This window comes from Ruegeria sp. C2, assembly GCF_056537765.1.
The window spans coordinates 1009705-1033121 of record NZ_JBQFRZ010000001.1 but is presented as its reverse complement, the minus strand read 5'-3'; the positions used below and the strand labels follow the sequence as shown (position 1 = coordinate 1033121).

The following is a 23417-nucleotide window of genomic DNA, read 5'->3' as shown; positions in this document are numbered from 1 at the left end:
TTAGCAAAAAATACCGCAGTAACACGAGGGTAACATATTGTTATATAAGTATTAGGAGGGTTCCGTGTTACCCTGAGAAGACCTTTTAACAAATTTGGAGGTCTGAATGGCGCAAAGCGAAACCGAATTGATGCTCAAGGGGTACGGGCTGACGACGGCGGAGTTCTTTTATCACATGCCCGATTATATTCATGTTCTGAATACCTTTATCTGGCAGGATTACGACCTTGCTCCGGATCATCCGAAACTCTTTAAATTCGTTGAATTCTGGCAAAAAGAGATCGAAGGACCGTTGCATTCGGTCCGGTTCACCCATCGTAAGATGATCGCCCCGGGGGAGTGGCGAAATATGGTGGGTGAATTCCGGGTGAATTAACCCTCAGGCTGAACAGCTTGCCCCGCCTAACACGCAGAATTTGGCGCAGTGGGGGTGGTTCAGATGAACGTCGGATTCCGCCTCGGCAAGGGTTGCACCCATTTCGAATTCAGGCGCATAGGGCAGCAGCGTGCAGGCCAGAACAGCGGGACGTTCGGCACCTTTGCGCTTTACCACCATTCGTGAGTTGGCGCACATCACCGCATCAGGCGATTTGTTCAGAATGCCCCAGCAAGCTGTTGTAATCTCGGGCACTTCCACAGTTTCATCCATCTCGGGGAACAGGACGGTCTGAGCAGGGTTCTGGGCGTCGATGTCAAACCCATGCTTTGCAAAAAACGCGGCATAGCCTGCGCGGCTTTCGGCGTCGGTATCACCCCAGAGCGTGCGACCAGCGATAGCCATCTTGAACCCATTGTCGCGCAACCACTCCATTCCCGTGACCGTTTTGTCAAAACTGCCTGCGCCACGTTCCTCATCATGAAATTCAGGCCGATAATGATCGACCGAAATCCGCAGGGTCAGCTTATCGCCATAGGTTTGCTGCAAATCCAACAACCTCTCGCGCGTTTTGCGACGCATCATCGGCAACATCGCATTGGTCAGGATCAGCACCTCGTATCCACGCTCCAGCGCCGTACGGGTCATGTCGATCATCTCGGGGTTCATAAAGGGTTCGCCGCCTGTAAATCCGATCTCGCGGATAGGCCATTTACGCTTTTCAATCTGATCCAGATAGTCACGCACTTCGTCAGCGGTGATGTAGACCAAGGCGTCATTCGTTGGGCTGCTGGCTATGTAGCAGTTCACACATTCGATATTGCACAGGGTTCCAGTATTGAACCACAACGTCTCGGGGTTGGTCAGGGTGACCGAGGCGCGTGTCTGGCCGTCTGCTGTCACCTTTTTGTTCTGAAACTTGCCGATATTGGCAGCCTGCGGGACGTTGTCTTTCATTCCGGTATCCGGTTCAGTGCGCTTGCCTTCCTGACCTAACCAATCAGGTGGGTTTCGTTAAGTGGGACAACCTGTCATTGACGGAGTTTTGATGGCAGCGATTTATTGCTTTATGGTTGCGCTAACATTGGACATGGCCCAAGCGGCAAGGTAAGGAAAACGCATGGTTTCTCGTGTCATACCTGTCGACCCGTTCGATCTGGTCATTTTCGGCGCAACTGGCGATCTGGCGCAGCGCAAGATCGTTCCAGCGCTGTTTCGACGCTATTGCGCTGGTCAATGGCCTCAGGACACTCAGATTATTGGTGCTGCGCGGGGTGGGCTGGACGCCGAGGCGTTTCGGGCGATGGTCTCCGAATCGCTCCATCGGCACGCGCCGGATCAGGTTAGGGATGCCGAGGCGCTGCAGGGGTTTCTGCAGCGCGTTGATTATGTTTCGCTGGATGCCTTGTCGGATGAGGGTTGGGCGAGGCTTGCCGGAAAGTTGCAGCCGCAACGCGTACGGGCCTTCTATTTCTCGGTTGGGCCACGCCTGTTTGGACCACTGGCCGAGCAGATCAAAGCGCATGACCTTTTGACCGAGCAGGCGCGGATCGTGGTTGAAAAACCGTTCGGACATGATCTGGAAAGCGCCCGAGCGTTGAACGCAACGCTCGCAGCGCATTTTGATGAGAGCCAGATCTATCGGATCGATCACTATCTGGGCAAAGAGACGGTGCAGAACCTGATGGCCGTCCGTTTCGGCAATATGCTGTTCGAGCCGCTGTGGAACAGCCAATATGTCGACCATATTCAGATCACCGTTGCTGAGACCGTCGGCATTGACGGGCGTGAGGATTATTATGAGCGCGCGGGTGCGATGCGCGACATGATGCAGAACCACCTGATGCAGCTTCTATGCCTCATCGCGATGGAGCCACCGGCGAAATTCGACCCCGACGCGGTGCGTGATGAAAAGCTGAAGGTGATCCGGGCGCTGGATCCGGTTGAGCCGCACCACATCGTGCGCGGTCAATTCGTCGACGGTGCAGCGGGCCAAGGTTATCGTGACGTTGTAGGAAACCCGCGCTCCACAACTGAAAGCTATGTGGCTTTGCGCGCCCATATCAGCAATTGGCGGTGGGCGGGAACTCCGTTCTATCTGCGTACGGGCAAAGAATTGGTGGCACGGTCTTCGGTCATCAATGTGATGTTCAAGGACGCGCCGCATTCGATCTTCGGGGAAGAGGCGGGGCGCCATGCAAATGCGCTGTCTATCCGGCTGCAGCCCAATGAAGGCATTACGCTGAAGGTGACGATCAAGGAACCCGGGCAGGGCGGTATGCGTCTGGTCGACGTGCCGCTGGACATGAGTTTTGCCGAGGCGCTGGGACCCGAAAGCCAGAATCCACCTGATGCCTATGAACGGCTGGTGATGGATGTTATTCGCGGCAACCAGACCCTGTTCATGCGCGGTGATGAGGTCGAGGCCGCCTGGGCCTGGACCGACCCGATCATCGCTGGCTGGGAAGCACGGGGCGATGTGCCCAAACCTTATGAAAGTGGCAGCACCGGCCCCGGCGACGCCGAATTGCTGATGAAACGAGATGGTCGCCGCTGGCAGGGGATAAACCCATGAATATCAAAGAATATGCCGACCGTGACATGCTGGCGATAGATGTCGCCAATGATCTCGCCGGAGACTTGGAATCCGCCTTGCTGCACCATGACATGGTCTCGCTTGCGGTTCCCGGCGGGACGACACCAGGGCCGGTGTTCGACGTCCTCTGCGCCGCCGATCTGGAATGGGATCGGGTGCGGGTTCTGCCCACTGATGAGCGCTGTGTTGCGGGGGATAGCGAACGCTCAAACGAGCGTCTGATCCGAGAGCGTTTGCTGACCAGCCGCGCCTCGGTTGCGCAATATGTGCCACTCTATGTTGAAGGCCACGAACCTGAGGAAGTTTTACCCGAGATTGAGAGCTTGATTAACCCAGTGCTGCCGCTGTCAGTGCTGGTGCTTGGGATGGGTGAGGATATGCACACCGCCTCGCTTTTTCCGGGGATGGACGGGTTGGCGGCCGCGCTGGACAGCCATGCGCCAACGCTTGCGGTGGCACGCACCGATGTGCAGCCAGAACCGCGCATTACCCTGACTGCGCCGGTTCTGGAGGGGGCGCTTTCGAAACATCTGATCATTTTCGGCACCGCCAAACGTGATGCGCTTGAGCGGGCTATGACGTTGCCGCCCGAAGATGCTCCGATCGCGGCAGTGCTGAGTGGTATGACGGTTCATTGGGCGGAGTAGACGCGATGCAGTTGGATAGCCTCAAGACCTATGTCGCGGTGACCCAGGGCCGACGTATCGAGGATCTGTTCGCTGACGATCCAGCGCGCGCGCAGGGGTTCTCGGCCTCGACCGGTGATCTGCTGTTTGATTACTCGAAAACACAGATTGATGAGAGTGTCCGGTCGGGTTTGATTGATTTGTGCGATCAGGCGGGGCTGGCCGAACGCCGCGAGGCCATGTTTACAGGCCAGAAGATCAACGAGACCGAAGACCGTGCGGTGCTGCATACGGCGCTGCGCAACCTTGATGGCGACCCGGTTGAGGTTGATGGGCAGGATGTGATGCCAGATGTGCTCAACACCCTGCAGCGGATGCGTATCTTCGCCGAGGAAGTGCGCGGCGGCGCGATCCAAGGGGCGGGGGGCAGCTTTACCGATGTAGTGAGTATCGGCATCGGCGGCTCGGATCTGGGACCGGTCATGGCGACCCATGCGCTGTCGCCATATCACGATGGGCCACGGCTGCATTATGTGTCGAACGTGGATGGCGCGCATATTGCCGATACTTTACGTCCGCTTGATCCGAAGCGCACGCTGGTCATCGTGGCTACGAAAACGTTCACCACGATCGAGACCATGACCAATGCACGTACCGCACGGGCGTGGATGGTGGACGGGGGTGGGGACCTGTCTCAGCAATTCGCGGCTGTCTCGAGCGCTGTGGACAGGACGGCCGCATTCGGCATCCCCGAAGAGCACGTGTTCGGGTTCGCCAGCTGGGTCGGCGGGCGCTATTCCGTTTGGGGGCCGGTGGGACTGCCAGTGATGATCGCCGTTGGATCAAACGCGTTTGATGCGTTTCTGCGGGGCGGGCAGGCGATGGATTTGCATTTTCGCTCGGCAGAATGGGTCGAGAATATGCCGGTGATGTTGGCCCTGGTCGGTATCTGGCATCGTCAGGTGCTGGGGCATGCCAGCCGCGCGGTGCTGCCCTATGATCAACGCCTGCTGCGCCTTCCTGCCTATTTCCAGCAGCTTGAGATGGAATCGAATGGTAAATCCGTCGCCATGGATGGCAGCGATCTGACAATACCATCCGGCCCAGTGGTCTGGGGTGAGCCCGGCACCAACGGGCAGCACGCGTTCTATCAGCTGATCCATCAGGGCACCGATGTGATCCCCTGCGAGTTCATGGTGGCTGCCGAGGGGCATGAACCCGAATTGGCGCATCATCACCGGTTGTTGCTGGCCAATTGTCTGGCCCAGTCCGAGGCTTTGATGCGGGGGCGCTCGTTAGAGAAAGCCCGGTCACGTATGGCGGAAAAAGGTCTGACCGGAGACGAGTTGGAGCGTCAGGCAAGGCACCGCGTATTCTCGGGCAATCGCCCTTCGACCACGTTGATTTACCCACAATTGACACCTTTTGTGCTGGGCCAGATCATCGCGATCTACGAACATCGTGTGTTTGTCGAAGGGGTATTGCTGGGCATAAACTCTTTCGATCAATGGGGCGTTGAGCTGGGCAAGGAACTGGCGACTTCTCTGGGTCCTATTGTCGATGGAGAGAGTGGCACCGAGGGCAAGGACGGTTCGACCGCCGCTCTGGTCGAATACGCTTTACGCCATCGCAGTTGACGCCGCGCCCGGTCGCACTCTCTTATTGTCAGACAATTGAATTCTTGGCAGGGTTGCTGCCAAGAGACTAAGGCGCGGCCAAGCGCTGACGATGGGAGGAATGTCCATGCTGGGACAGATGATGACGCAGCCTTTGCTGATTTCGTCGCTGATTGATCACGCCGAACGCTATCACGGCCAGACCGAGATTATCTCGGTCGAAACCGACGGAACCGTAACCGAGACCAACTGGGCGGGCATTGCGCAGAATGCGCGACGGATGGCCTCGGCGCTTGTGAAGCTGGGGCTGCAGCCGCAGGATCGCGTGGGTACACTGGCTTGGAACAACCGCCGCCACCTAGAGATCTACTATGCCGTATCCGGTGCCGGCTTCGTCTGCCACACGATCAATCCACGCCTGTTTCCGGAACAGCTGACTTATATCATTAACCATGCGCAGGACCGGGTCCTGTTTTTTGATGCAACCTTCCTGCCGTTGGTATCTGCTCTGCAAGAACATCTGACCGAGGTGCAGCATTTCGTTCTGATGGGCGCGCGCGATGAGGCCGCGCTGTCTCAGGTGCCGGGGCTGGTTTTCTATGATGAGCTGATAGAAACCGGGGATGCGGATTTTGCGTGGCCCAGCTTTGACGAAAATACTGCCTCCAGCCTGTGCTACACGTCGGGTACGACAGGTAATCCCAAGGGGGTTCTCTATTCGCACCGGTCCACATTGCTGCATAGCTTTGCGTCAAATACGCGCGATGTGATCGGCTATTCTGCCATGGATGTGGTGATGCCGGTGGTGCCGATGTTCCACGTCAATGCCTGGGGGTCCCCTTACGCCAGCGCGATGTCTGGCTCGCGCATGGTGATGCCAGGGCCTGATCTGCATGGCGAAGCGCTGGTCAACCTGATCGACACCTTCGGAGTGACACTGGCGATGGGCGTGCCGACCATCTGGCAGGGCCTGCTGGCCCACGCCGCGAAATGTGGAACGAAGCTGGAAAGTCTCAATCGCACTGTGATCGGTGGTGCCGCATGTCCACCCTCGATGATCGAAACCTTCCGCGAGACCTATGGCGTAGACACCGTTCACGCCTGGGGGATGAGTGAAATGAGCCCTCTGGGCACCACAAACTATCCCATGGCCAAACATCTGGAGATGCCCATCGAAGCGCAGCACAAGTTGCGTGAGAATCAGGGCCGCCCACCCTTTGGGGTAGAACTGAAGATCGTCGACGATGACGGCAATGATCTTCCTCATGACGGTGAAACTCAGGGTGATCTGATGGTGCGCGGTCACTGGGTGCTGGATAGTTACTTCCACATGCAGGATGAAGCCCTGCTGCAGGATGGCTGGTTCGCGACGGGCGATGTGGCGACGCTGGATCCGGACGGATACATGACGATCCGCGACCGGTCGAAGGACATCATCAAATCAGGCGGCGAATGGATTAGCTCTGTCGAGTTGGAGAATATCGCCGTCGCGCACCCTCAGCTGGCAACTGCTGCCGTCGTAGGCGTGCCGCATCCGAAATGGGATGAACGTCCGCTGTTGGTGGCCGTGAAGGCCGAAGGCGAAGAGCCGACCGAGCAGGATTTATTAGCATTCTTTGACGGTAAAATCGCCAAATGGCAGGTGCCGGACAAGGTTGTGTTTGTCGACGCTTTGCCCCTGAACGCGACCGGAAAGGTCCTGAAACGCACATTGCGTGCGGATTTCAGCGATGCGCTGATAGGGTAAGTGCCAGTTTGGGAAGAATGGCTCCGGCGGTAGGGATCGAACCTACGACCAATTGATTAACAGTCAACTGCTCTACCGCTGAGCTACGCCGGAACGGTTCGCGCCGTATAGCAACCTGTATCTGCGCCGTCCAGAGGGCGTTGGAGTTTTTTCGACGAAAAAACTTGCCAGTGGCAAACGATGCAAATCTAGCTGATTTTGGGAAGATTTGGCTCCGGCGGTAGGGATCGAACCTACGACCAATTGATTAACAGTCAACTGCTCTACCGCTGAGCTACGCCGGAACTGAGGGGCGTATAACAACAGCAATTTTCGCCGTCCAGAGAGGAAGTGCATAGCTGACGAAAAATTTTTTGCGAGCTCATACGAGACGCCTGAAACGCGCACCGGCAGACAGGTCACCCTGGGGCGCAACGCGGGATTTGCCGGTCAGATCGACCAGATGGGCGAACACATTGCGCTCAGCCGCGGGAAGCAGTGCTTTTGGGGTTTCGACGTAGATCTGCTCAGCCAGCCCCTGAGCCGTCGCGGGGCCTTGCGACAACGCATCAAGAATCTGAGTTTCTCTTTGCAATCTGTGTTCAATCAGCCAATCCAGACGTTCGGCGGGGTTTGTGATCGGCGCTCCATGACCTGAGTGGAAAACCGACCAGTTGCGCGCGCGCAGGCGACGGCAAGCAGCCATGAAATCCGTCAGGTCTCCATCCGGAGGGGAAACCAAGGAACTGGCCCAACCCATGACATGATCCGCTGTGAAACAGATATCGCCCCAGGCAAACGCGATGTGATTGCCCAGATGACCTGGCGTATGGATGACTTCCAGCTCCCAGCTGTCGGTCGCGATCACCTCACCATCTTCAAGTTCGACATCAGGGCGGAAATCGGTATCGATTCCCTCTCCACCACCTGCAAGACCATTTTGCGCCAGCTGCGTCATGACGGCGCTGCGTCCGGCCTGAGGTCCTCCGAAGGCGAGAATCGGAGCGCCTGTGTGTGCCGATAACGGGGCGGCTAGCGGAGAGTGGTCCAGATGGGTGTGGGTGACAAAGATATGGCTGATCCGCTGCCCCGGTTTCAGGGCAGCCAGGATTGCGTCGAGATGGGCATCGCTCAGCGGACCGGGGTCGATCACCGCGATGTCTTTATCCCCCAGAAGATAAGTGTTTGTCCCGCGATAGGTCATCGGAGATGGGTTGGGTGCGAGCAATCGGCTCAGGCCCGGCGAAAGCTCATGAATCTGTCCGGGAGTTGGGTTGAAATCGTCGGGAGCCTGCATCGTGACCTCTTCCTCTTACCCGGGCGGCCCGCTAGGTTTAGCCCATGTCGACGCAATGGCTCAAACCCTATATGCCGCGTAGCCTATATGCGCGTGCAGCGCTGATTCTGGTGCTGCCGGTCATTGTTGTCTTGTTGGTTGTTTCCATTGCCTTTCTGCAGAAACATCTTGAGGAAGTCACGGCACAGATGACCCGCGCCGCCGCGCGTGAGGTCATGCTGGTGCTGGATCTCATGCAGGGTATGGAGACTCAGCAACAAGCGTTGGCTGCTGCGCGCACGGAGCTTTCGGTTCTGGATATGACGGCCCGGTTTCTGCCCTTGAACGAGGAACCGCAGAGTGAGTCGCGCCGATGGTACGATTTCATCGCGCCGCAGGTGGATACCGAGATGCGCGCCCTGATTCCCGAACTTCAGGAAATCGCATTGCCCGACGGCAATGAGGTCCGTCTGTATCTGGCGACCGATCTTGGAACGCTTGAATTGAGCTTTGATCGTCGGCGTCTGTCGCCCACCGCCCCGCATCAGTTGATCGTGACGATGGTGTTCTTTGCAGGTTTGATGACCTCAATCTCTTTCCTCTATATGCGCAATCAGCTGCGCCCGATCACCCGGCTTGCCGATGCGGCTCAGGCGTTTGGACGTGGCCGTGTCGTGCCTTATACGCCCGGTGGTGCAATCGAGGTGCGGGCAGCAGGAAGCGCGTTTGTCGATATGCGCGCCCGGATTGAGCGACAGATCGAACAGCGCACGCTTATGCTGTCTGGGGTCAGCCATGATCTGCGAACTCCGCTTACCCGGCTCAAACTGGGGCTGTCGCTGTTGCCAGAGGATGAAGCGGCACCACTGCAGAAGGACGTCGATGAAATGCAGTCGCTGCTGGATGCGTTCCTTGAGTTCTCGCGAGGAGCTGCAGAAAGCGCACCCGAAGCAGTCGACCCCGAAACCTGGTTGAGTCAGATCGTCGATGATGCGCAGCGGGCCGGGCAGCAGGTCGAGCTGGTATCCGTCGAAGGGCAGGGCAGTGCAATGTTACGCCCAACAGCTATGCGTCGGGCTGTTGAAAACCTGATCGGAAACGCGATCCGTTATGGAAACAAAGCCGAAGTCAGCCTGCACATGACACCAAAGTCGCTGCGGATCAGGGTCGAGGATGACGGCCCCGGTATTCCGGCCGAACAACGTACAGAAGCGGTGAAACCCTTTACCCGACTCGATCCTGCGCGAAATCAGAATCAGGGCAGCGGCGTTGGCCTTGGCCTTGCCATCGTGGCCGATATCGCACGCGTCCATGGTGGTACTCTGCGGTTGGGCAGCAGTAAAAAATTGGGTGGGCTTTGTGCGGATATCGTGATTGGGCGGTGATTTGGTAGGCCCGGCAGGACTTGAACCCGCAACCAAAGCGTTATGAGCGCTCTGCTCTAACCAATTGAGCTACAGGCCCGCCATGTCGCCTTGGGTATCACGATCAGCCCCCGCGTCAAGCCTGACCGTTGCAACATGTTGCACAATAGAATAACCCGCGCGCAAAGCACTCATGAGGGATTGGCCATGACAGCGGGCAAGAACGGAATCACCTACGCCGATGCGGGTGTCGATATCGATGCAGGGAACGCTCTGGTCGACCGAATCAAGCCTGCAGCCAAGCGGACCAATCGCTCGGGCGTAATGAGCGGGCTGGGTGGATTTGGTGCTCTGTTCGACCTCAAGGCGGCAGGGTACGAAGATCCGATCTTGGTCGGCGCAACCGATGGTGTTGGCACCAAACTGCGGATTGCAATCGACACCGGCGTTGTTGATGGCGTTGGCATCGATCTGGTGGCCATGTGCGTCAACGATCTGATCTGTCAGGGGGCCGAGCCGCTGTTCTTCCTTGATTATTTTGCCACCGGAAAACTCGATACAGACACTGCCGCGCGCATCATCGAAGGTATCGCCGAAGGTTGCGTTCAGTCCGGGTGTGCTCTCATTGGTGGCGAAACAGCCGAAATGCCGGGCATGTATCCGGATGGCGATTTCGATCTGGCCGGGTTCTCGGTCGGTGCGATGGAACGGGGCACAGCGCTGCCGGAAGGCGTGCAGCAGGGGGATGTTCTGCTGGGCTTGGCCTCGAACGGGGTGCATTCCAACGGCTATTCTCTGGTGCGCAAGCTGGTCGAGATTTCGGGGCTGGGCTGGGATGCTGCTTCTCCCTTCGGCGACGGGACATTGGGCGAGGCGCTGCTGACCCCAACGCGGCTTTACGTTCAGCCTGCGCTGCAGGCGATCCGGGCAGGGGGCGTACATGCGTTGGCGCATATCACAGGCGGTGGCCTGACCGAAAACCTGCCGCGCGTGCTGCCCGAAGACCTTGGAGCCGAGATCGATCTGTACTCATGGGAATTGCCCGCGGTCTTCAACTGGATGGCGGAAACTGGCGGGATTGCCGAGGCAGAAATGCTCAAGACCTTCAACTGCGGCATCGGCATGATCGTGATCTGCGCAGCGGACCAGGCCGAGGGGCTGGAGGCTCTGCTGGCTGACGCAGGCGAAACCGTCTCGCGGATCGGCATCGTCACTGACGCGCTGGGTGTCGCCTATTCGGGCAAGCTGCTGTGAGCCATAAACGCGTCGCCATCCTGATTTCCGGGGGCGGCTCGAACATGCTGTCACTGGTCGACAGCATGACTGGTGATCGTCCGGCACGCCCCTGTCTGGTCTTGTCTAACGATGCCGAGGCAGGTGGCCTGAAAAAAGCGGCTGAACGGGGCATCCCGACGGCTGCGGTTGATCACCGCCCCTTTGGCAAGGACCGAACCGCGTTCGAGGCCGAATTGTTGAAACCTCTGCTTGAGGCCGAGCCTGATATCGTCTGCCTTGCCGGGTTCATGCGGGTGTTGACCGGGGATTTCGTTTCGCGGTTTCAGGGACGCATGCTGAACATTCACCCGTCGCTGCTGCCCAAATACAAGGGACTGAACACCCATGCGCGTGCGATCGATGCTGGTGATGCCGAACACGGTTGCACCGTCCACGAAGTGACGGCCGCGCTGGATGATGGCCCGATTCTGGGGCAGGCCCGCGTAGGGATCGAATCCGGCGACACACCTGAAACCCTCGCCGCGCGTGTGCTGGCATGGGAACACAAACTCTACCCAGCAGTGTTGCAGAGGTATTCTCTGGGCAACACCGACCCGGTTCTTTTGCCCTGACCCGCACGGGTGATTTACACGCGCCGATTATTCGTCTTATGGTCGCATATCGCTCGGGATGAGGACAAAACGGGCAGCAACAAAAACTATAAAAGCAAGAACACAACGGCGCATGAAAACCCTGACAACGACGCAAGAGCTGGCCGCTTTCTGCACGGCCGCCGCGGACCATCCCTACGTCACCGTGGATACAGAGTTTCTGCGCGAACGAACCTATTATTCCAAGCTGTGCCTCGTACAGCTTGCGGTGCCTTCAGATGATGAAGACAGTGCGGTGCTGGTCGATCCTTTGGCCGATGGCATGTCGCTGGAACCGTTGTACGAACTGTTCCGCAACGAGAACGTAGTCAAAGTCTTTCATGCGGCTCGTCAGGACCTTGAGATTTTCTGGGTTGATGCCGGTGTTTTCCCGACCCCTCTGTTTGACACTCAGGTGGCGGCGATGGTTTGCGGCTTCGGCGAGCAGGTGGGATATGAGACCCTTGTACGCAAGATCTGCAAGGAAGGCGTCGACAAGACCTCTCGGTTCACGGACTGGTCGCGTCGCCCGTTGAGCGATGCGCAAAAGTCCTATGCGCTGGCGGACGTGACCCATTTGCGGCGCATCTATGAATACCTCGCGGCCGAGTTGGAGAAGACCCGGCGAGATCATTGGGTTGCCGAAGAGTTGCGCATTCTGACCCGCTCTGAAACCTATGATATCCGCCCTGAGGAGGCTTGGCGGCGGGTCAAAACACGCACAAACTCGGCCAAATTTCTGGCGGTTGTGCGGGAACTGGCAGAGTTCCGCGAAGCCTATGCGCAGGAAAACAACGTTCCGCGCAGCCGGGTGTTCAAGGATGATGCGCTGATTGAGATGGCCTCGATCAAACCGAAATCGCCTTCGGATCTGGGTGGTTCGCGTATGTTGTTGCGCGAGGCACGCAAGGGTCCGATAGCGGACGGAATTCTGGCAGCGGTGAAACGGGGCGTGAACTGCCCGCCGGACCGATTGCCGAAGGTGGATAACAGCCGTGACAAGTTGAAGGTCAATCCGGCTTTGGCCGATTTGTTGCGCGTGCTTCTGAAGTCCAAGACAGAAAGCGCAGGTGTGGCCGCGAAACTGATCGCCTCCAGCGCTGATCTGGATCAGATCGCTGCCGGTGAACGTGAAGTACCTGCACTATCCGGCTGGCGGTTCGAGGTGTTCGGCGAAGACGCACTGAAACTGTGCGACGGCAAGATCGCCTTGGCGGCTAAAGGGCAGGCGGTGCGTGTGGTTTCGCTTTAGCGGCGACGCGATTCCAGCGCGTTCTGCGCACCTTTGACCCGAACCAACCGAATACCTTCCAGCTCCTGCGTGCTGACGGTGACAGCCTCAGAGACCATGCGTGAGCGCACATTGCCCTGAACTGTGGCGTATTCCGGGTAATCCACGCGGAAAGTAAACTCCATCACGCCATTTTTGCTCAACTCTTCTGACCGGACCCGCGCCAACTGGGCGTTGAACGCCCCCTGACGGATCGCTGTGCCTGCGGCATAGATAATGGCACCTGTCGGGGTGGGATCGATACGGAGTTCATCAATGATGGCGATCGGCACGCTGTTATCCTCGGCCTCGGGGCGGGCAAACAGGCCGCTGCCATCGCTTTGCTCGGGGACGAGGGCGTTTGCATCATCGACCGAGTACTCCACTGGAGCCGGGGTGCTGTTGCCAAACCAATTCGACGGGTTCACTCGGGAATCGCGCCAACCGCTGCACGCGGACAGAAACATCGAGGCGACCAGAAGAACAGACAGAGTTTTGTGCATGGACCCAACACTTTGCGCAACTTTACCACCATCGGGTTAACGCAAATTCAGCGGCTTGAAAAGGCACGCTAGGGGCTGGACAGCGGGGAAAGCTGGACATAGTTCACATTTGTGATCGCTCAACGCAAGGACAGCCCATCATGGCCACGCCAGCCTTTGAAGAAATTGTCGAAGATTTCGAGTTCCTGGAAGACTGGGAAGATCGCTATCGCCATGTGATCGAACAGGGCAAAGCAATGGAGCCTCTGGACGAAGCGTTCAAAGTACCTGCCACCAAAGTGACCGGTTGCGCCAGTCAGGTTTGGTTGCATCCAACCATAGAGGACGGCCGGTTCCGTTTCGACGGAGATAGCGACGCGCTGATCGTACGCGGCCTCATTGCAGTGCTGCGCACACTCTACAATGGCTTGTCGGTGGCCGAGGTGCCCAAGGTGGACGCGGGTGGAGAGTTGGCGCGGCTGGGCCTGCACGACCACCTTTCGGCGCAACGTTCGAACGGTTTGCGGGCGATGATTGAGCGTATTCGCGAGGTTGCTTTAGCGAGCGCCTGACGATCAGCCGCGCGCGGCCCATTCCGATAAAGTGACCTCCAGATCGCCATAACCGGTCAGGCGGCGCTCGAATTCAAGGCCCATGCGGTCGGCACAATCCTGTGCGCGGCGTGTCAATTCAGGATCGTCGGTCTGCGCCTGATAGACGAGTTTGGTGTAGTTGCCGAAATACATGTCCCGCAGTTCTGGATGACGGTCCAGCCCGAGGGGTTTCCAGACGAAAGCATCGAATTGCCGGGCCAGAAAGTCGGTCAGATAAAATGCGGTGGTTTCGTCATCGCCATGGGCGGCAAACGTGGCATTGCCTTCAAAGAAAGAATAGCAATGGGGCCCCTTGATCATCTCGACCCCCAGTTTTTCGCACGCAGCCTGAAGCAATCCGCCGGTGCCGCAATCGGCATAGACAATATATATGCGGTCGTAGTTGTCGCGATGTTTGGCAACGGCGTCTTCGACCGCTTGTGTGATCTTCTCAGGATGGACGTGCAGGATCGCCGGCAGGCAGGTCAGCGCGATATGATCCCAGCCATTGCGTTCTTTGAGGTCCAGAATCTCGCGCGCCAGTGCGCCGCAGGCAATCAGCAGAATGGATTCGGCTGCACGCGCTGTCGCATAGCCCTGACGAGTCAGGCTCTCATCATCTGGCAGGGGGATATCGGTCATCTGAACGCGCCTCCGGGGCTGATATTGATATAGGTACGCATCGCCAGAACGAAAAAGGCCGCCCCTGATTGGACGGCCTGTCTCACAGCATGGTCTGTGCCTCAGCCGGCCAGTTGATTGTGCCTGCGTGACATGAAGTCTTTGGCCATTTCCACGGCTACAGCAGCATCACGGCAGTAACCGTCTGCACCGATGGCTTTTCCGAATTCTTCGTTCAGCGGAGCACCACCGACCAGTACCACGTATTCCTCACGCAGACCCTGCTCGACCATCGTGTCGATCACGACCTTCATGTAGGGCATGGTGGTCGTCAGCAGAGCCGACATGCCCAGAATGTCGGGCTTTTCGTTTTCCAGTGCTTCCAGGTAGTTCTCGACCGGGTTGTTGATGCCGAGATCCACAACTTCGAACCCTGCGCCTTCCATCATCATCGCCACAAGGTTTTTGCCGATGTCATGGATGTCGCCCTTGACGGTGCCGATGACCATCTTGCCGACACGCGGCGCGCCTGTTTCGGCCAGCAGGGGCTTCAGGATTGACATGCCGCCTTTCATGGCGTTGGCGGCCAGAAGCACTTCGGGAACGAACAGGATGCCGTCGCGGAAGTCGTGCCCCACGATGGTCATGCCACCGACGAGGGCTTTGGTCAGGATGTCGTAAGGCTGCCACCCGCGTTCCAGCAGGATATTCACACCTTCTTCGATTTCCTCTTTCAGGCCGTCATACAGGTCATCGAACATCTGTTCGACAAGTTCGTCGTCGTTGAGTTCGGACAGGATGATGTCTTCTTCGTCGGACATGGGGCATTTCCCTGAGCTTGGCGGGCGCTCGGCCCGTGGTGGCATTTTTTTTGTTTTGGCCATTTCGTCGCAGTTCTACTGTGACGATTGCGACCTCGGCGGATACGGGACCGACCTATAGGTCGAATTATCACGGTCAGCGAGGTAATTTTTTGCAAGATCATCCTGCAGCTTTCTCATCTTCTGCGTCAGGCTGATGTTTTTTGTCGAATTTTCTGGCCGGTTTGGACGCTCGCCAGGCCGATATGCTCGGAATCAAGCACTTGTCAGTGTTTGGAGTTTCGACTAAATCTGAAATAAAGAACAAAGAGAGAACATATGCCAGCCCAACCAAAGCGTTCGGGGCGCGGGGCCGCTTCCAATGCCACGGGCCGGTTTGAGCGTTTTACAACCGAAACAACAGATGATGGCTGGGACTTGCCAGAGGACCTGCCCCCCCTGCGTACCGAAGTCAGGGATGAGATCGCGCACACGTTTATCACCTATAACAAGTCCCCGGATTTGCCCTTTGATTGCTCTATCAACCCGTACCGAGGATGCGAACATGGCTGTGTTTACTGTTTTGCCCGCCCGACGCATGCCTATCTCGGCTTGTCACCCGGGTTGGATTTCGAAACACGTCTGATCGCCCGTCCAAACGCGGCGGAAATCCTCAGGCGAGAGCTGTCTACGCGCAGATACAAAGTGGCGACGATCGCGCTTGGAACCAACACCGATCCATACCAGCCGATTGAGAAAAACCGCGAGATAACAAGAGAGTGTTTGAGGGTTCTGAGTGAATTTCATCACCCTGTGGGGATCGTAACCAAAGGTGCTCTGGTTGAGCGTGATCTGGATATTCTTGCCCCCATGGCGCGCAAGAATCTGGTGCGTGTCGGTATTTCTTTGACCACGCTTGATCCATCCCTGTCGCGCAAGATGGAACCGCGCGCACCGTCACCGCTGCGCCGGTTGCGTATGATCCAGAGATTGACCGAAGCCGGCGTGCCGGTGCGCGTCATGACCTCTCCGATTGTGCCGGGGCTGACCGATCACGAGCTAGAGCATTTGCTTGAGGCCGGTCAGGAAGCTGGTGCAGATGCCGCCAGCTGGATCATGCTGCGACTGCCCCGCGAAGTCTCGGCTTTGTGGCAGGAATGGTTGGATCTGCATGAACCGGGCAGAGCGGCGAAAGTTATGGAGCGATTGCGCGAAATGCACGGGGGCAGGGACTATGACCCGCGATGGGGGCACAGGATGCGAGGAGAGGGGACCTATGCCCAGATGATCGCTCAGCGTTTCAAAGCGGCCTGCAAAAGGCTGGGGCTCGCGATCAGAACACCGCCGCTCAGCACCGATCACTTCAGGCCCCCGCCGCAGCCCGGAGATCAACTTACGTTGTTCTGAAACGTGTCAAAAGCTGATCCCAAGCCCCACGGTGAAGCCATTCACCGTATCACTACCGTAGTACCGGACCATCAGCCGGGTGGTGGTGACCCAAGGCACCCACGTGTCTGAAAGATCGACCTCGATCCCGCCGCCAACGCGCGCCAACCAATCGGTGCCGAGCACAATCGATTGATCACCGATAAGATAAGAGAGGGACAGATCGCCGACCCAGCGCACAGGCCGTCCGAACATGCGTTTGCCACTGGGGAAACGATATCGGGTCCACAGAACGGCATTGGCTGCGGTCGATTGAATCAGAAGGTCTTCATCATCACCGATGGGCCAATATTCGATATGCGTATAACGCAGGCTGGCTTCAAACTCGCGATCATTTTCAAGCGGCAGATCATAATCGACGGTCAGGGATCCACCTGCACCCCCGGCCCACAATCCTCCGCTTTCGACGAAGTCGCGGTCCAGGCCCAGCCGGTTGGCTATAACTTGCGCCCCGACAGACGCATCGGATTGTGTGCGTCCAATCGAGATGTGCGCCATTGGTGTGAGTTTCCAGCGTTCGCCCAGGTCGAACTGGTACCCGACGCCACCCGTGACGGCGAGACTGGTCCATTTCAACGGAAGGGTCGTGGTGTTGCCCGTGTCGCTGAAAGTGAAGACCGGATCATACCGGGCATAACCGATATATCCTTCAAGATAGAGCGGGATGCCTTCGCTCAAGCGGAACCCTCCACCCAATTGCGCCGATTTAAAGTCGTACTCGCGATTGTCCGTGTTGGATTGCAGTGAAATCGCACTGGCTGAGTCATCCGGGATTCCTGCCAGGCTGAGAACCGCAAGCGAGCCTGCCGCGTATTCGCGCTGTACATCATTAAAGGCGTCTTCCAGCGGTGTCTGTGCGACGGCGGGTAGGCCGATTAACAGGAAAAAAAAGATAATAATGTTACGCATAAGGCCGTATGTCTGAGGAAAATTTCCGTGCGACACTAAGCTCAGCCTTGTTGTCTGCAAAGCTATGGCAAGGCTCCTCGCGCGGATTTCGCACCGGAGACTACATTTCGGTAACACCAAAAGACAAAGCCCCGGAGAACCGGGGCCTTGCTATGGGAACGTCCGATGGACACCACAGAAGAGTTAGCGGTTTTCGATATCCACATAATCCCGCATTGTTTCACCCAGATACAGCTGGCGCGGGCGGCCGATCTTGTTCTGAGGATCGGCAATCATCTCTTTCCACTGACTGACCCAGCCAACGGTGCGCGAAAGCGCGAAGATCGGGGTGAACATCGAGGTCGGGAAGCCCATCGCCTCAAGGATGATGCCCGAATAGAAGTCGACATTCGGGAACAGCTTCTTCTCGGCGAAATAGGGATCTTCCAGCGCCTCGCGCTCAAGTTCCTTCGCGACTTGCAGCTTGGGGTTGTCTTCAACACCAAGCAGATCCAGCACCTCGTCGGCGGACTGCTTCATCACCTTCGCGCGCGGGTCGAAGTTCTTGTAGACCCGGTGGCCAAAACCCATCAGGCGGAACGGATCGTTTTTGTCTTTGGCGCGCGCAATGTATTCCGGAATGCGATCGACGGTGCCGATTTCTTCCAGCATCTCAAGGCAGGCTTGGTTGGCGCCACCATGGGCCGGGCCCCAGAGGCAGGCGATACCGGCAGCGATACAGGCAAATGGGTTCGCACCCGATGACGAAGCCAGACGCACGGTCGAGGTCGATGCGTTCTGTTCATGATCGGCGTGCAAGGTGAAGATGCGATCCATCGCGCGGCTGAGGATCGGATTGACCTCATATTCCTCGGCTGGAACGCTGAAACACATCCGCAGGAAGTTCGACGCATAGTCCAGATCGTTGCGCGGATACACAAAGGGCTGACCGGTGTGATATTTGTAGGCCCAGGCCGCGATGGTTGGCATCTTGGCGATCAGGCGGTGCGAGGCGACCTCGCGCTGATGCGGGTCCGCGATGTCGGTCGAGTCGTGATAGAACGCGGACATCGCGCCAACCACGCCAACCATGATGGCCATCGGATGGGCGTCACGGCGGAAGCCGCGGTAGAAATACTGCATCTGCTCGTGCAGCATTGTGTGGCGGGTGATCGTGGTTTCGAACTTTTCCAGATCCTTGGACGCCGGAAGCTCTCCGTACAGCAGCAGATAGCAGACTTCGAGGAAATGCGATTTCTCAGCCAGTTGATCGATCGGGTAACCGCGGTGCAGCAATTCGCCCTTTTCGCCGTCGATATAGGTGATCGTGCTGTCGCAGCTGGCGGTCGAGGTAAAGCCGGGGTCGTAAGTGAACACATCAGCCTGGCTATAAAGCTTGCGGATGTCGATGACATCTGGGCCAGCGGTGGGTGAGTGTACCGGCAGCTCATAGGTGTTGCCATGGACAGTCAGGGTGGCTGTTTTTTGGCTCTCGGTCATGTGTATCCCTTCTTCATTCATGCGCATGTCGGTTCGCTGTCCGACCAAACGGGCAACGGCTGCGCGCAGTCGCGCAGTCCGGGTCTTAACGGAGCAGCGTTACCCGAATGTGAAACCGGGATCAGGTCGCTGCATCAGAAAGCCGCGCCAGGGTTTCATCCCGCCCAAGCACAAGCATCATGTCAAATACCGAAGGTGTGACCGCCCGACCTGCCAGCACCGCACGCAGCGGACCCGCCAGTTTGCCGAACTTAACCCCTTTCGCTTCTGCGAAGGAATTCAGGGCCTCCTCCAGTTCGTTCCGAGACCAGCTAACATTTTGCAGCTGCGGCGTCAATTCTTCCAGTATACCGTCGGATACCGTCGATAGCGCCTTTGCCGCCTTCTCATCGGGGGTGATGGGGCGTGAGGTGAGTGCAAATTGAGCTTTTTCAATGAGTTCCGGGAATGTCCGGGCTCGATCCTTGAGGCAATACATCGCACGTTCCAGATCACCGGATTGTGCACGGGTGAGAGCAGGCAGGCCCGCAGCCACCAGATAGGCTTCGATTTCTTGCCGCAGTGCAGCATCGTCCGAGATGGCGATGTGCTGACCGCAAAGGTTTTCCAGCTTTTTCAGATCGAACCGTGCAGGGCTTTTGCCAATCCCATCCAGATCGAACCACTCCTGCGCCTGCGCGTCGGTGAAGAATTCATCATCGCCATGGCTCCAGCCCAGGCGGGCCAGATAGTTACGCATACCAGCGGCAGGGTAGCCCATCGCCTGATATTCCTGCGCGCCAAGTGCGCCATGGCGTTTCGACAGCTTCTTCCCGTCCGGACCGTGAATCAGCGGAATATGCGCCCAGACCGGAACGTCCCAATCCATCGCCTCATAGATCATCATCTGCCGGGCCGCGTTGTTGAGGTGATCATCCCCCCGGATCACATGGGTCACGCCCATATCATGATCGTCCACTACAACGGCCAGCATATAGACCGGTGTGCCATCCGAACGCAGCAGGATCATGTCGTCGAGCTGATCGTTGCGAATGGTCACGTCGCCCTGCACCTGATCGCGGATCACGGTGCTTCCGTCTTGCGGCGCTTTGATGCGGATCGCAAAGGGCGCATCCGGATGGGTCGATTCATCTGCATTGCGCCATGGGCTCCGGAACAGGGTCGATTTACCCTCGGCGCGTGCCTGTTCTCGAAACGCTGCGATTTCGTCCTGCGTCGAGAAACACTTGTAGGCTTTGTCCTCGGCCAGAAGCTGATGCGCCACCTCGGCATGACGATTGGCCCCTTCGAACTGGCTGATGACCTCGCCATCGTGGTCCAGACCCAGCCACTCCATGCCTTTCAGAATCGCGGCTGTCGCCTCAGGGGTCGAGCGTTCGCGGTCGGTATCTTCAATCCGCAGCAGGAACTTGCCACCACGACCCCGCGCATAGAGCCAGTTGAACAAAGCGGTGCGCGCGCCACCGATGTGAAGAAATCCGGTGGGAGAGGGGGCAAAACGGGTGACGACCTGATCGGACATTGTGTGGATTAACCTTTTGGTAACCGTAGCGAGCATAGTTTGGCGACTATCTACCCAGCCCGAAGGACGGGGGCAACCATGCGTGTTCTGGCACGGGCCGAGGCCGCGTTACTGACCCAACGTGGGTATCTGTTTCCATGGGCTCCGGTTTGCCTGGCGGTTGGAATTGGCTGGTATTTCAGCCTTCGGTTCGAACCGGACGCTGCGCTTTATGTTGCCGTGACGGTTCTGGCATTGGTCAGCGCGGTCGCCGCCCGGTGGATGCGGGCGGCCTGGGCGCCGCTGGCGATCGGTGTTGCCCTTGTGGCGGCAGGGTTTCTGCTTGCGGGTGCGCGGGCACACACCGTTGCAGAGCCGGTCTTGCAATGGCGCTATTATGGCCCGGTCGAGGGGAGGGTCGTGGCGCTGGACCGCTCTGCGTCGGACGCGCCGCGGGTTACTCTTGATCAGGTGCGGATCGGGGACGTTCCTGCGGATCAGAGGCCCCGGCGCGTCCGGCTTTCGTTACATGGCGATTCTACGCATTTGTCGCCGGGGCAGAGGGTAATGACCACTGCACATCTCTCGCCACCGCAAGGTCCGGTCGAACCCGGTGGTTTCGATTTCCGCCGCCATGCGTGGTTTCAGCGACTGGGCGCAGTCGGCTACACTCGGGTACCTGTTCTGACGATCGCGCCTGCTGACCAGGGCGTTGAAGGCGTCCTGGTCACCGCATGGCGTATGGCAATTTCGGATCACGTGCGCTCGGTGCTGCCCGGCGAGGTCGGTGGTTTCGCCGCTGCCGTTACCACAGGTGACCGAAGTGGGATGGATCAGGCCGCGCTGGACAGGCTGCGCGCTTCGAACCTGGCGCATCTACTGGCGATCTCTGGGTTGCATATGGGGTTGTTGACAGGGTTTGTCTTTGTGGCCTGCCGCATGGGGCTGTCGTGCATTCCCTCTGTTGCCTTGCGCTTGCCCGTCCGCAAACTCGCCGCGTTTTGCGCGCTGTGTTCCGCGACGATCTATTTGTTCCTGTCCGGCGGAAACGTCGCGACCGAGCGCGCTTTTGTGATGGTCTGCGTCATGTTGGGTGCTGTGCTTCTGGATCGCCGCGCGATCTCGCTGCGCGGAGTGGCAGTTGCTGCATTGATCGTCATGGTTCTGCGGCCCGAGACACTGCTGAGCCCGGGATTTCAGATGTCTTTTGCGGCCACCACAGCGCTTGTGGCCGTGTTCGGTGCCTTGCGCGACCATGGTCGTCTGCCCGGGCCCAAATGGCTGGGGCCGGTTTGGGCGGTGTTGATATCATCGGGCGTTGCCGGGTTGGCGACAGCCCCGATCGGAGCGGCGCATTTCAATACGTTGTCGCATTACGGTCTGGTGGCAAATCTTCTTTCGGTTCCAATGATGGGCAGTCTGGTTGTCCCGGCGGCAGTTATCGCGGCGTTGCTGGCGCCGTTTGGGTTGGACGGCATAGCGCTGCATGTCATGGGGTTGGGATTGCAGTGGATACTGGCCGTTGCAGATTGGGTATCAAATCTTGATGGCGCACAGAGTCACATCGCCAGCCCACCGGATTTTGCGTTGCCGGTTCTTTCAGTTGCGCTGCTGTGGCTCATCCTGTGGCGGGGGCGCGCCCGTTGGCTGGGTGTTATTCCGGCGAGTTTTGCTTTGGCGATGTGGGGGCAGGGATACCGGCCCGACGCTCTGATAGCCGAAACAGGCGGGCTTGTCGGGGTGATGACCGAACAAGGCCGTGCCTTGAGCAAAGAGAAGGGTGGGGGCTTTGTCGCTTCGGTCTGGTTGGAGAATGACGGAGATTCCGCTGATCAGACAAAAGCGGCAGGGCGTTGGCCAAATGCCTCGCGCGGCGTTCAGCGTTATTTGGTTGGAGATAAGGAACTTGTGCACCTCACCAGAAAGCGTGCGGCGCTTGCATTTGATGAATGCGAGAGCGAGCAAATCGTGGTGGCTCCGGTTTCACTGGAGCTGAGAGGGGATTGCATTTTCTATGACCCAAACAAGCTGCACGAAACGGGGAGTCTGGCGCTTTCGAACGGACGGCTGCTCAGCAGTGCCGAGGTGACGGGAGACCGGCTTTGGTCGCCCAGCACCCATCAGTAACTGCGGATCAGGCCAACCAGTCGGCCCTGAACCTTGACTTTGTCTTCGGGCAGGACGCGCGTCTCGTATGCGGGGTTTGCAGCTTCAAGCGCGATGGCCTGACCCCGGCGGAAGAAACGTTTCAACGTGGCCTCCTGGTCTTCGACCAGCGCCACCACGATGTCACCATTGTCGGCGGCTGAGGTTTCGCGGATCACCACAACGTCGCCATCATTGATGCCCGCGTCGATCATCGAATCTCCCCGCACTTCAAGCGCGTAGTGTTCACCGTGACCTGAAACCATCGTGCCCGGCACCGCGACCCTGTGGGAAACATGGCTGATGGCTTCAATCGGCACACCGGCGGCAATCCGACCCATGACCGGGAGTTCCATTGCGTCGACTGTAACGGGTTCGAAATTGGCCGGCCGCGGACCTTCCGGGCGATCCCCTTCGATCACGCGCGGTTTGAACGCAGCGGTCGGCTCTCCACCAAGGCTTTCGGGAAGTTTGACAATCTCGATCGCGCGGGCCCGGTGGGCGAGGCGGCGGATGAAGCCACGCTCCTCCAACGCGGTTATCAGACGGTGGATACCGGATTTCGACCGCAAATCCAGTGCAGCCTTCATCTCATCAAAACTGGGCGGAACACCGTCCGCCTGCACGCGTTTATGGATGAATTCCAGCAAATCCAATTGCTTCTTGGTCAGCATCGCTCGCACCTCATCGCTCATGCGTTTTCTTTTGTTCTACGCATGTTCACGT

Annotated in this window: 21 protein-coding genes and 3 tRNA genes; 12 read left to right on the top strand and 12 right to left on the bottom strand. The window is 58.1% G+C overall.

The window, feature by feature from the left end; all coding sequences use genetic code 11:
• Positions 1–106 precede the first annotated feature (106 nt).
• On the top strand, positions 107–376 hold the full coding sequence (locus ACR0IV_RS05270; RefSeq protein WP_480469677.1) for an usg protein: 270 nt from the start codon (positions 107–109) through the stop codon (positions 374–376).
• Between the two features lie 3 nt (positions 377–379).
• Here the strand turns inward: ACR0IV_RS05270 and ACR0IV_RS05265 are convergent, their stop codons facing one another.
• Entirely contained in the window at positions 380–1333 is a 954-nt protein-coding gene (locus ACR0IV_RS05265; protein WP_480657500.1) for a radical SAM protein, read from the bottom strand.
• 163 nt (positions 1334–1496) lie between these two features.
• On the opposite strand from ACR0IV_RS05265, the gene zwf reads away from it, so the two are divergent.
• From zwf to ACR0IV_RS05245, 4 genes are all read left to right on the top strand, one after another.
• Positions 1497–2951, top strand: a complete 1455-nt coding sequence (gene zwf / locus ACR0IV_RS05260) for a glucose-6-phosphate dehydrogenase (RefSeq protein ID WP_480657501.1) — start codon at positions 1497–1499, stop codon at positions 2949–2951.
• Positions 2948–3619 (top strand): 6-phosphogluconolactonase, encoded by a 672-nt coding sequence (pgl, locus tag ACR0IV_RS05255; RefSeq protein ID WP_480469680.1) that lies wholly within the window; start codon positions 2948–2950, stop codon positions 3617–3619. Before zwf ends, pgl begins: the two co-directional genes overlap by 4 nt.
• A gap of 5 nt (positions 3620–3624) precedes the next feature.
• Positions 3625–5235 (top strand): glucose-6-phosphate isomerase, encoded by a 1611-nt coding sequence (gene pgi, locus ACR0IV_RS05250; RefSeq protein ID WP_480657502.1) that lies wholly within the window; start codon positions 3625–3627, stop codon positions 5233–5235.
• 106 nt (positions 5236–5341) lie between these two features.
• On the top strand, positions 5342–6961 hold the full coding sequence (locus ACR0IV_RS05245) for a long-chain-fatty-acid--CoA ligase (protein WP_480657503.1): 1620 nt from the start codon (positions 5342–5344) through the stop codon (positions 6959–6961).
• An 18-nt stretch (positions 6962–6979) separates the two neighbouring features.
• On the opposite strand, the gene ACR0IV_RS05240 is transcribed toward ACR0IV_RS05245, so the two are convergent.
• The 3 genes from ACR0IV_RS05240 to ACR0IV_RS05230 form a co-directional block, all read right to left on the bottom strand.
• A tRNA-Asn gene (locus tag ACR0IV_RS05240) sits at positions 6980–7054 on the bottom strand.
• A gap of 116 nt (positions 7055–7170) precedes the next feature.
• Positions 7171–7245, bottom strand: a tRNA-Asn gene (locus ACR0IV_RS05235).
• A 77-nt stretch (positions 7246–7322) separates the two neighbouring features.
• On the bottom strand, positions 7323–8237 hold the full coding sequence (locus tag ACR0IV_RS05230; protein ID WP_480469683.1) for an MBL fold metallo-hydrolase: 915 nt from the start codon (positions 8235–8237) through the stop codon (positions 7323–7325).
• 44 nt (positions 8238–8281) lie between these two features.
• Between ACR0IV_RS05230 and ACR0IV_RS05225 the strand changes: the two genes are divergently transcribed.
• Positions 8282–9601 carry an ATP-binding protein gene (locus tag ACR0IV_RS05225; protein ID WP_480657504.1) on the top strand — a complete coding sequence of 440 codons (1320 nt, stop codon included), beginning with the start codon at positions 8282–8284 and terminating at the stop codon, positions 9599–9601.
• A gap of 2 nt (positions 9602–9603) precedes the next feature.
• On the opposite strand, the gene ACR0IV_RS05220 is transcribed toward ACR0IV_RS05225, so the two are convergent.
• Positions 9604–9680 (bottom strand) — tRNA-Ile (locus tag ACR0IV_RS05220).
• Between the two features lie 107 nt (positions 9681–9787).
• Between ACR0IV_RS05220 and purM the strand changes: the two genes are divergently transcribed.
• The 3 genes from purM to rnd all read left to right on the top strand — a co-directional run bounded on the left by purM (position 9788) and on the right by rnd (position 12697).
• Entirely contained in the window at positions 9788–10834 is a 1047-nt protein-coding gene (purM, locus tag ACR0IV_RS05215; protein WP_480657505.1) for a phosphoribosylformylglycinamidine cyclo-ligase, read from the top strand.
• Positions 10831–11427, top strand: a complete 597-nt coding sequence (gene purN, locus ACR0IV_RS05210; RefSeq protein WP_480657506.1) for a phosphoribosylglycinamide formyltransferase — start codon at positions 10831–10833, stop codon at positions 11425–11427. The genes purM and purN overlap by 4 nt, the downstream gene beginning before the upstream one ends.
• Positions 11428–11539: 112 nt before the next feature.
• Complete coding sequence (rnd, locus tag ACR0IV_RS05205; protein WP_480657507.1) at positions 11540–12697, top strand: ribonuclease D; 1158 nt, start codon at positions 11540–11542, stop codon at positions 12695–12697.
• Here the strand turns inward: rnd and ACR0IV_RS05200 are convergent.
• Positions 12694–13218 (bottom strand): hypothetical protein, encoded by a 525-nt coding sequence (locus tag ACR0IV_RS05200; RefSeq protein WP_480469688.1) that lies wholly within the window; start codon positions 13216–13218, stop codon positions 12694–12696. The genes rnd and ACR0IV_RS05200 overlap by 4 nt on opposite strands.
• A 140-nt stretch (positions 13219–13358) precedes the next feature.
• Here ACR0IV_RS05200 and ACR0IV_RS05195 point away from each other — a divergent pair, with 140 nt between their 5' ends.
• The gene (locus ACR0IV_RS05195; protein ID WP_480657508.1) at positions 13359–13769 is read left to right on the top strand and encodes a SufE family protein; all 411 of its coding nucleotides are present in this window, start codon (positions 13359–13361) and stop codon (positions 13767–13769) included.
• 3 nt (positions 13770–13772) lie between these two features.
• Here the strand turns inward: ACR0IV_RS05195 and ACR0IV_RS05190 are convergent, their stop codons facing one another.
• Positions 13773–14432, bottom strand: a complete 660-nt coding sequence (locus tag ACR0IV_RS05190; RefSeq protein WP_480657509.1) for a DUF1638 domain-containing protein — start codon at positions 14430–14432, stop codon at positions 13773–13775.
• A gap of 101 nt (positions 14433–14533) precedes the next feature.
• Entirely contained in the window at positions 14534–15232 is a 699-nt protein-coding gene (locus ACR0IV_RS05185; protein WP_480469691.1) for a corrinoid protein, read from the bottom strand.
• A gap of 318 nt (positions 15233–15550) precedes the next feature.
• Between ACR0IV_RS05185 and ACR0IV_RS05180 the strand changes: the two genes are divergently transcribed.
• Positions 15551–16618: a PA0069 family radical SAM protein gene (locus ACR0IV_RS05180; protein ID WP_480469692.1), complete on the top strand. Its 1068-nt coding sequence runs from the start codon at positions 15551–15553 to the stop codon at positions 16616–16618.
• Between the two features lie 6 nt (positions 16619–16624).
• On the opposite strand, the gene ACR0IV_RS05175 is transcribed toward ACR0IV_RS05180, so the two are convergent.
• The 3 genes from ACR0IV_RS05175 to gltX all read right to left on the bottom strand — a co-directional run bounded on the left by ACR0IV_RS05175 (position 16625) and on the right by gltX (position 20567).
• A complete protein-coding gene (locus ACR0IV_RS05175; RefSeq protein ID WP_480469693.1) occupies positions 16625–17566 on the bottom strand; it encodes an autotransporter outer membrane beta-barrel domain-containing protein in 942 nt (313 codons plus the stop codon).
• 183 nt (positions 17567–17749) lie between these two features.
• Entirely contained in the window at positions 17750–19045 is a 1296-nt protein-coding gene (gene gltA, locus ACR0IV_RS05170; protein ID WP_480469694.1) for a citrate synthase, read from the bottom strand.
• 121 nt (positions 19046–19166) lie between these two features.
• Positions 19167–20567 carry a glutamate--tRNA ligase gene (gene gltX / locus ACR0IV_RS05165; RefSeq protein WP_480657510.1) on the bottom strand — a complete coding sequence of 467 codons (1401 nt, stop codon included), beginning with the start codon at positions 20565–20567 and terminating at the stop codon, positions 19167–19169.
• Between the two features lie 78 nt (positions 20568–20645).
• Here gltX and ACR0IV_RS05160 point away from each other — a divergent pair, with 78 nt between their 5' ends.
• Positions 20646–22673 carry a ComEC/Rec2 family competence protein gene (locus ACR0IV_RS05160; RefSeq protein WP_480657511.1) on the top strand — a complete coding sequence of 676 codons (2028 nt, stop codon included), beginning with the start codon at positions 20646–20648 and terminating at the stop codon, positions 22671–22673.
• Here ACR0IV_RS05160 and lexA read toward each other — a convergent pair.
• Positions 22667–23365 (bottom strand): transcriptional repressor LexA, encoded by a 699-nt coding sequence (lexA, locus tag ACR0IV_RS05155; protein WP_480471894.1) that lies wholly within the window; start codon positions 23363–23365, stop codon positions 22667–22669. The genes ACR0IV_RS05160 and lexA overlap by 7 nt on opposite strands.
• Positions 23366–23417: the final 52 nt, after the last annotated feature.

What these genes read in the sequence shown, in the direction of transcription:
- ACR0IV_RS05270 (WP_480469677.1), top strand. Translation starts at nt 107, where the DNA reads ATGGCGCAAAGCGAAACCGAATTGATGCTCAAGGGGTACGGGCTGACG.
- ACR0IV_RS05265 (WP_480657500.1), bottom strand. Translation starts at nt 1,333, where the DNA reads ATGAAAGACAACGTCCCGCAGGCTGCCAATATCGGCAAGTTTCAGAAC.
- zwf (WP_480657501.1), top strand. Translation starts at nt 1,497, where the DNA reads ATGGTTTCTCGTGTCATACCTGTCGACCCGTTCGATCTGGTCATTTTC.
- pgl (WP_480469680.1), top strand. Translation starts at nt 2,948, where the DNA reads ATGAATATCAAAGAATATGCCGACCGTGACATGCTGGCGATAGATGTC.
- pgi (WP_480657502.1), top strand. Translation starts at nt 3,625, where the DNA reads ATGCAGTTGGATAGCCTCAAGACCTATGTCGCGGTGACCCAGGGCCGA.
- ACR0IV_RS05245 (WP_480657503.1), top strand. Translation starts at nt 5,342, where the DNA reads ATGCTGGGACAGATGATGACGCAGCCTTTGCTGATTTCGTCGCTGATT.
- ACR0IV_RS05230 (WP_480469683.1), bottom strand. Translation starts at nt 8,237, where the DNA reads ATGCAGGCTCCCGACGATTTCAACCCAACTCCCGGACAGATTCATGAG.
- ACR0IV_RS05225 (WP_480657504.1), top strand. Translation starts at nt 8,282, where the DNA reads ATGTCGACGCAATGGCTCAAACCCTATATGCCGCGTAGCCTATATGCG.
- purM (WP_480657505.1), top strand. Translation starts at nt 9,788, where the DNA reads ATGACAGCGGGCAAGAACGGAATCACCTACGCCGATGCGGGTGTCGAT.
- rnd (WP_480657507.1), top strand. Translation starts at nt 11,540, where the DNA reads ATGAAAACCCTGACAACGACGCAAGAGCTGGCCGCTTTCTGCACGGCC.
- ACR0IV_RS05200 (WP_480469688.1), bottom strand. Translation starts at nt 13,218, where the DNA reads ATGCACAAAACTCTGTCTGTTCTTCTGGTCGCCTCGATGTTTCTGTCC.
- ACR0IV_RS05195 (WP_480657508.1), top strand. Translation starts at nt 13,359, where the DNA reads ATGGCCACGCCAGCCTTTGAAGAAATTGTCGAAGATTTCGAGTTCCTG.
- ACR0IV_RS05190 (WP_480657509.1), bottom strand. Translation starts at nt 14,432, where the DNA reads ATGACCGATATCCCCCTGCCAGATGATGAGAGCCTGACTCGTCAGGGC.
- ACR0IV_RS05185 (WP_480469691.1), bottom strand. Translation starts at nt 15,232, where the DNA reads ATGTCCGACGAAGAAGACATCATCCTGTCCGAACTCAACGACGACGAA.
- ACR0IV_RS05180 (WP_480469692.1), top strand. Translation starts at nt 15,551, where the DNA reads ATGCCAGCCCAACCAAAGCGTTCGGGGCGCGGGGCCGCTTCCAATGCC.
- ACR0IV_RS05175 (WP_480469693.1), bottom strand. Translation starts at nt 17,566, where the DNA reads ATGCGTAACATTATTATCTTTTTTTTCCTGTTAATCGGCCTACCCGCC.
- gltA (WP_480469694.1), bottom strand. Translation starts at nt 19,045, where the DNA reads ATGACCGAGAGCCAAAAAACAGCCACCCTGACTGTCCATGGCAACACC.
- gltX (WP_480657510.1), bottom strand. Translation starts at nt 20,567, where the DNA reads ATGTCCGATCAGGTCGTCACCCGTTTTGCCCCCTCTCCCACCGGATTT.
- ACR0IV_RS05160 (WP_480657511.1), top strand. Translation starts at nt 20,646, where the DNA reads ATGCGTGTTCTGGCACGGGCCGAGGCCGCGTTACTGACCCAACGTGGG.
- lexA (WP_480471894.1), bottom strand. Translation starts at nt 23,365, where the DNA reads ATGCTGACCAAGAAGCAATTGGATTTGCTGGAATTCATCCATAAACGC.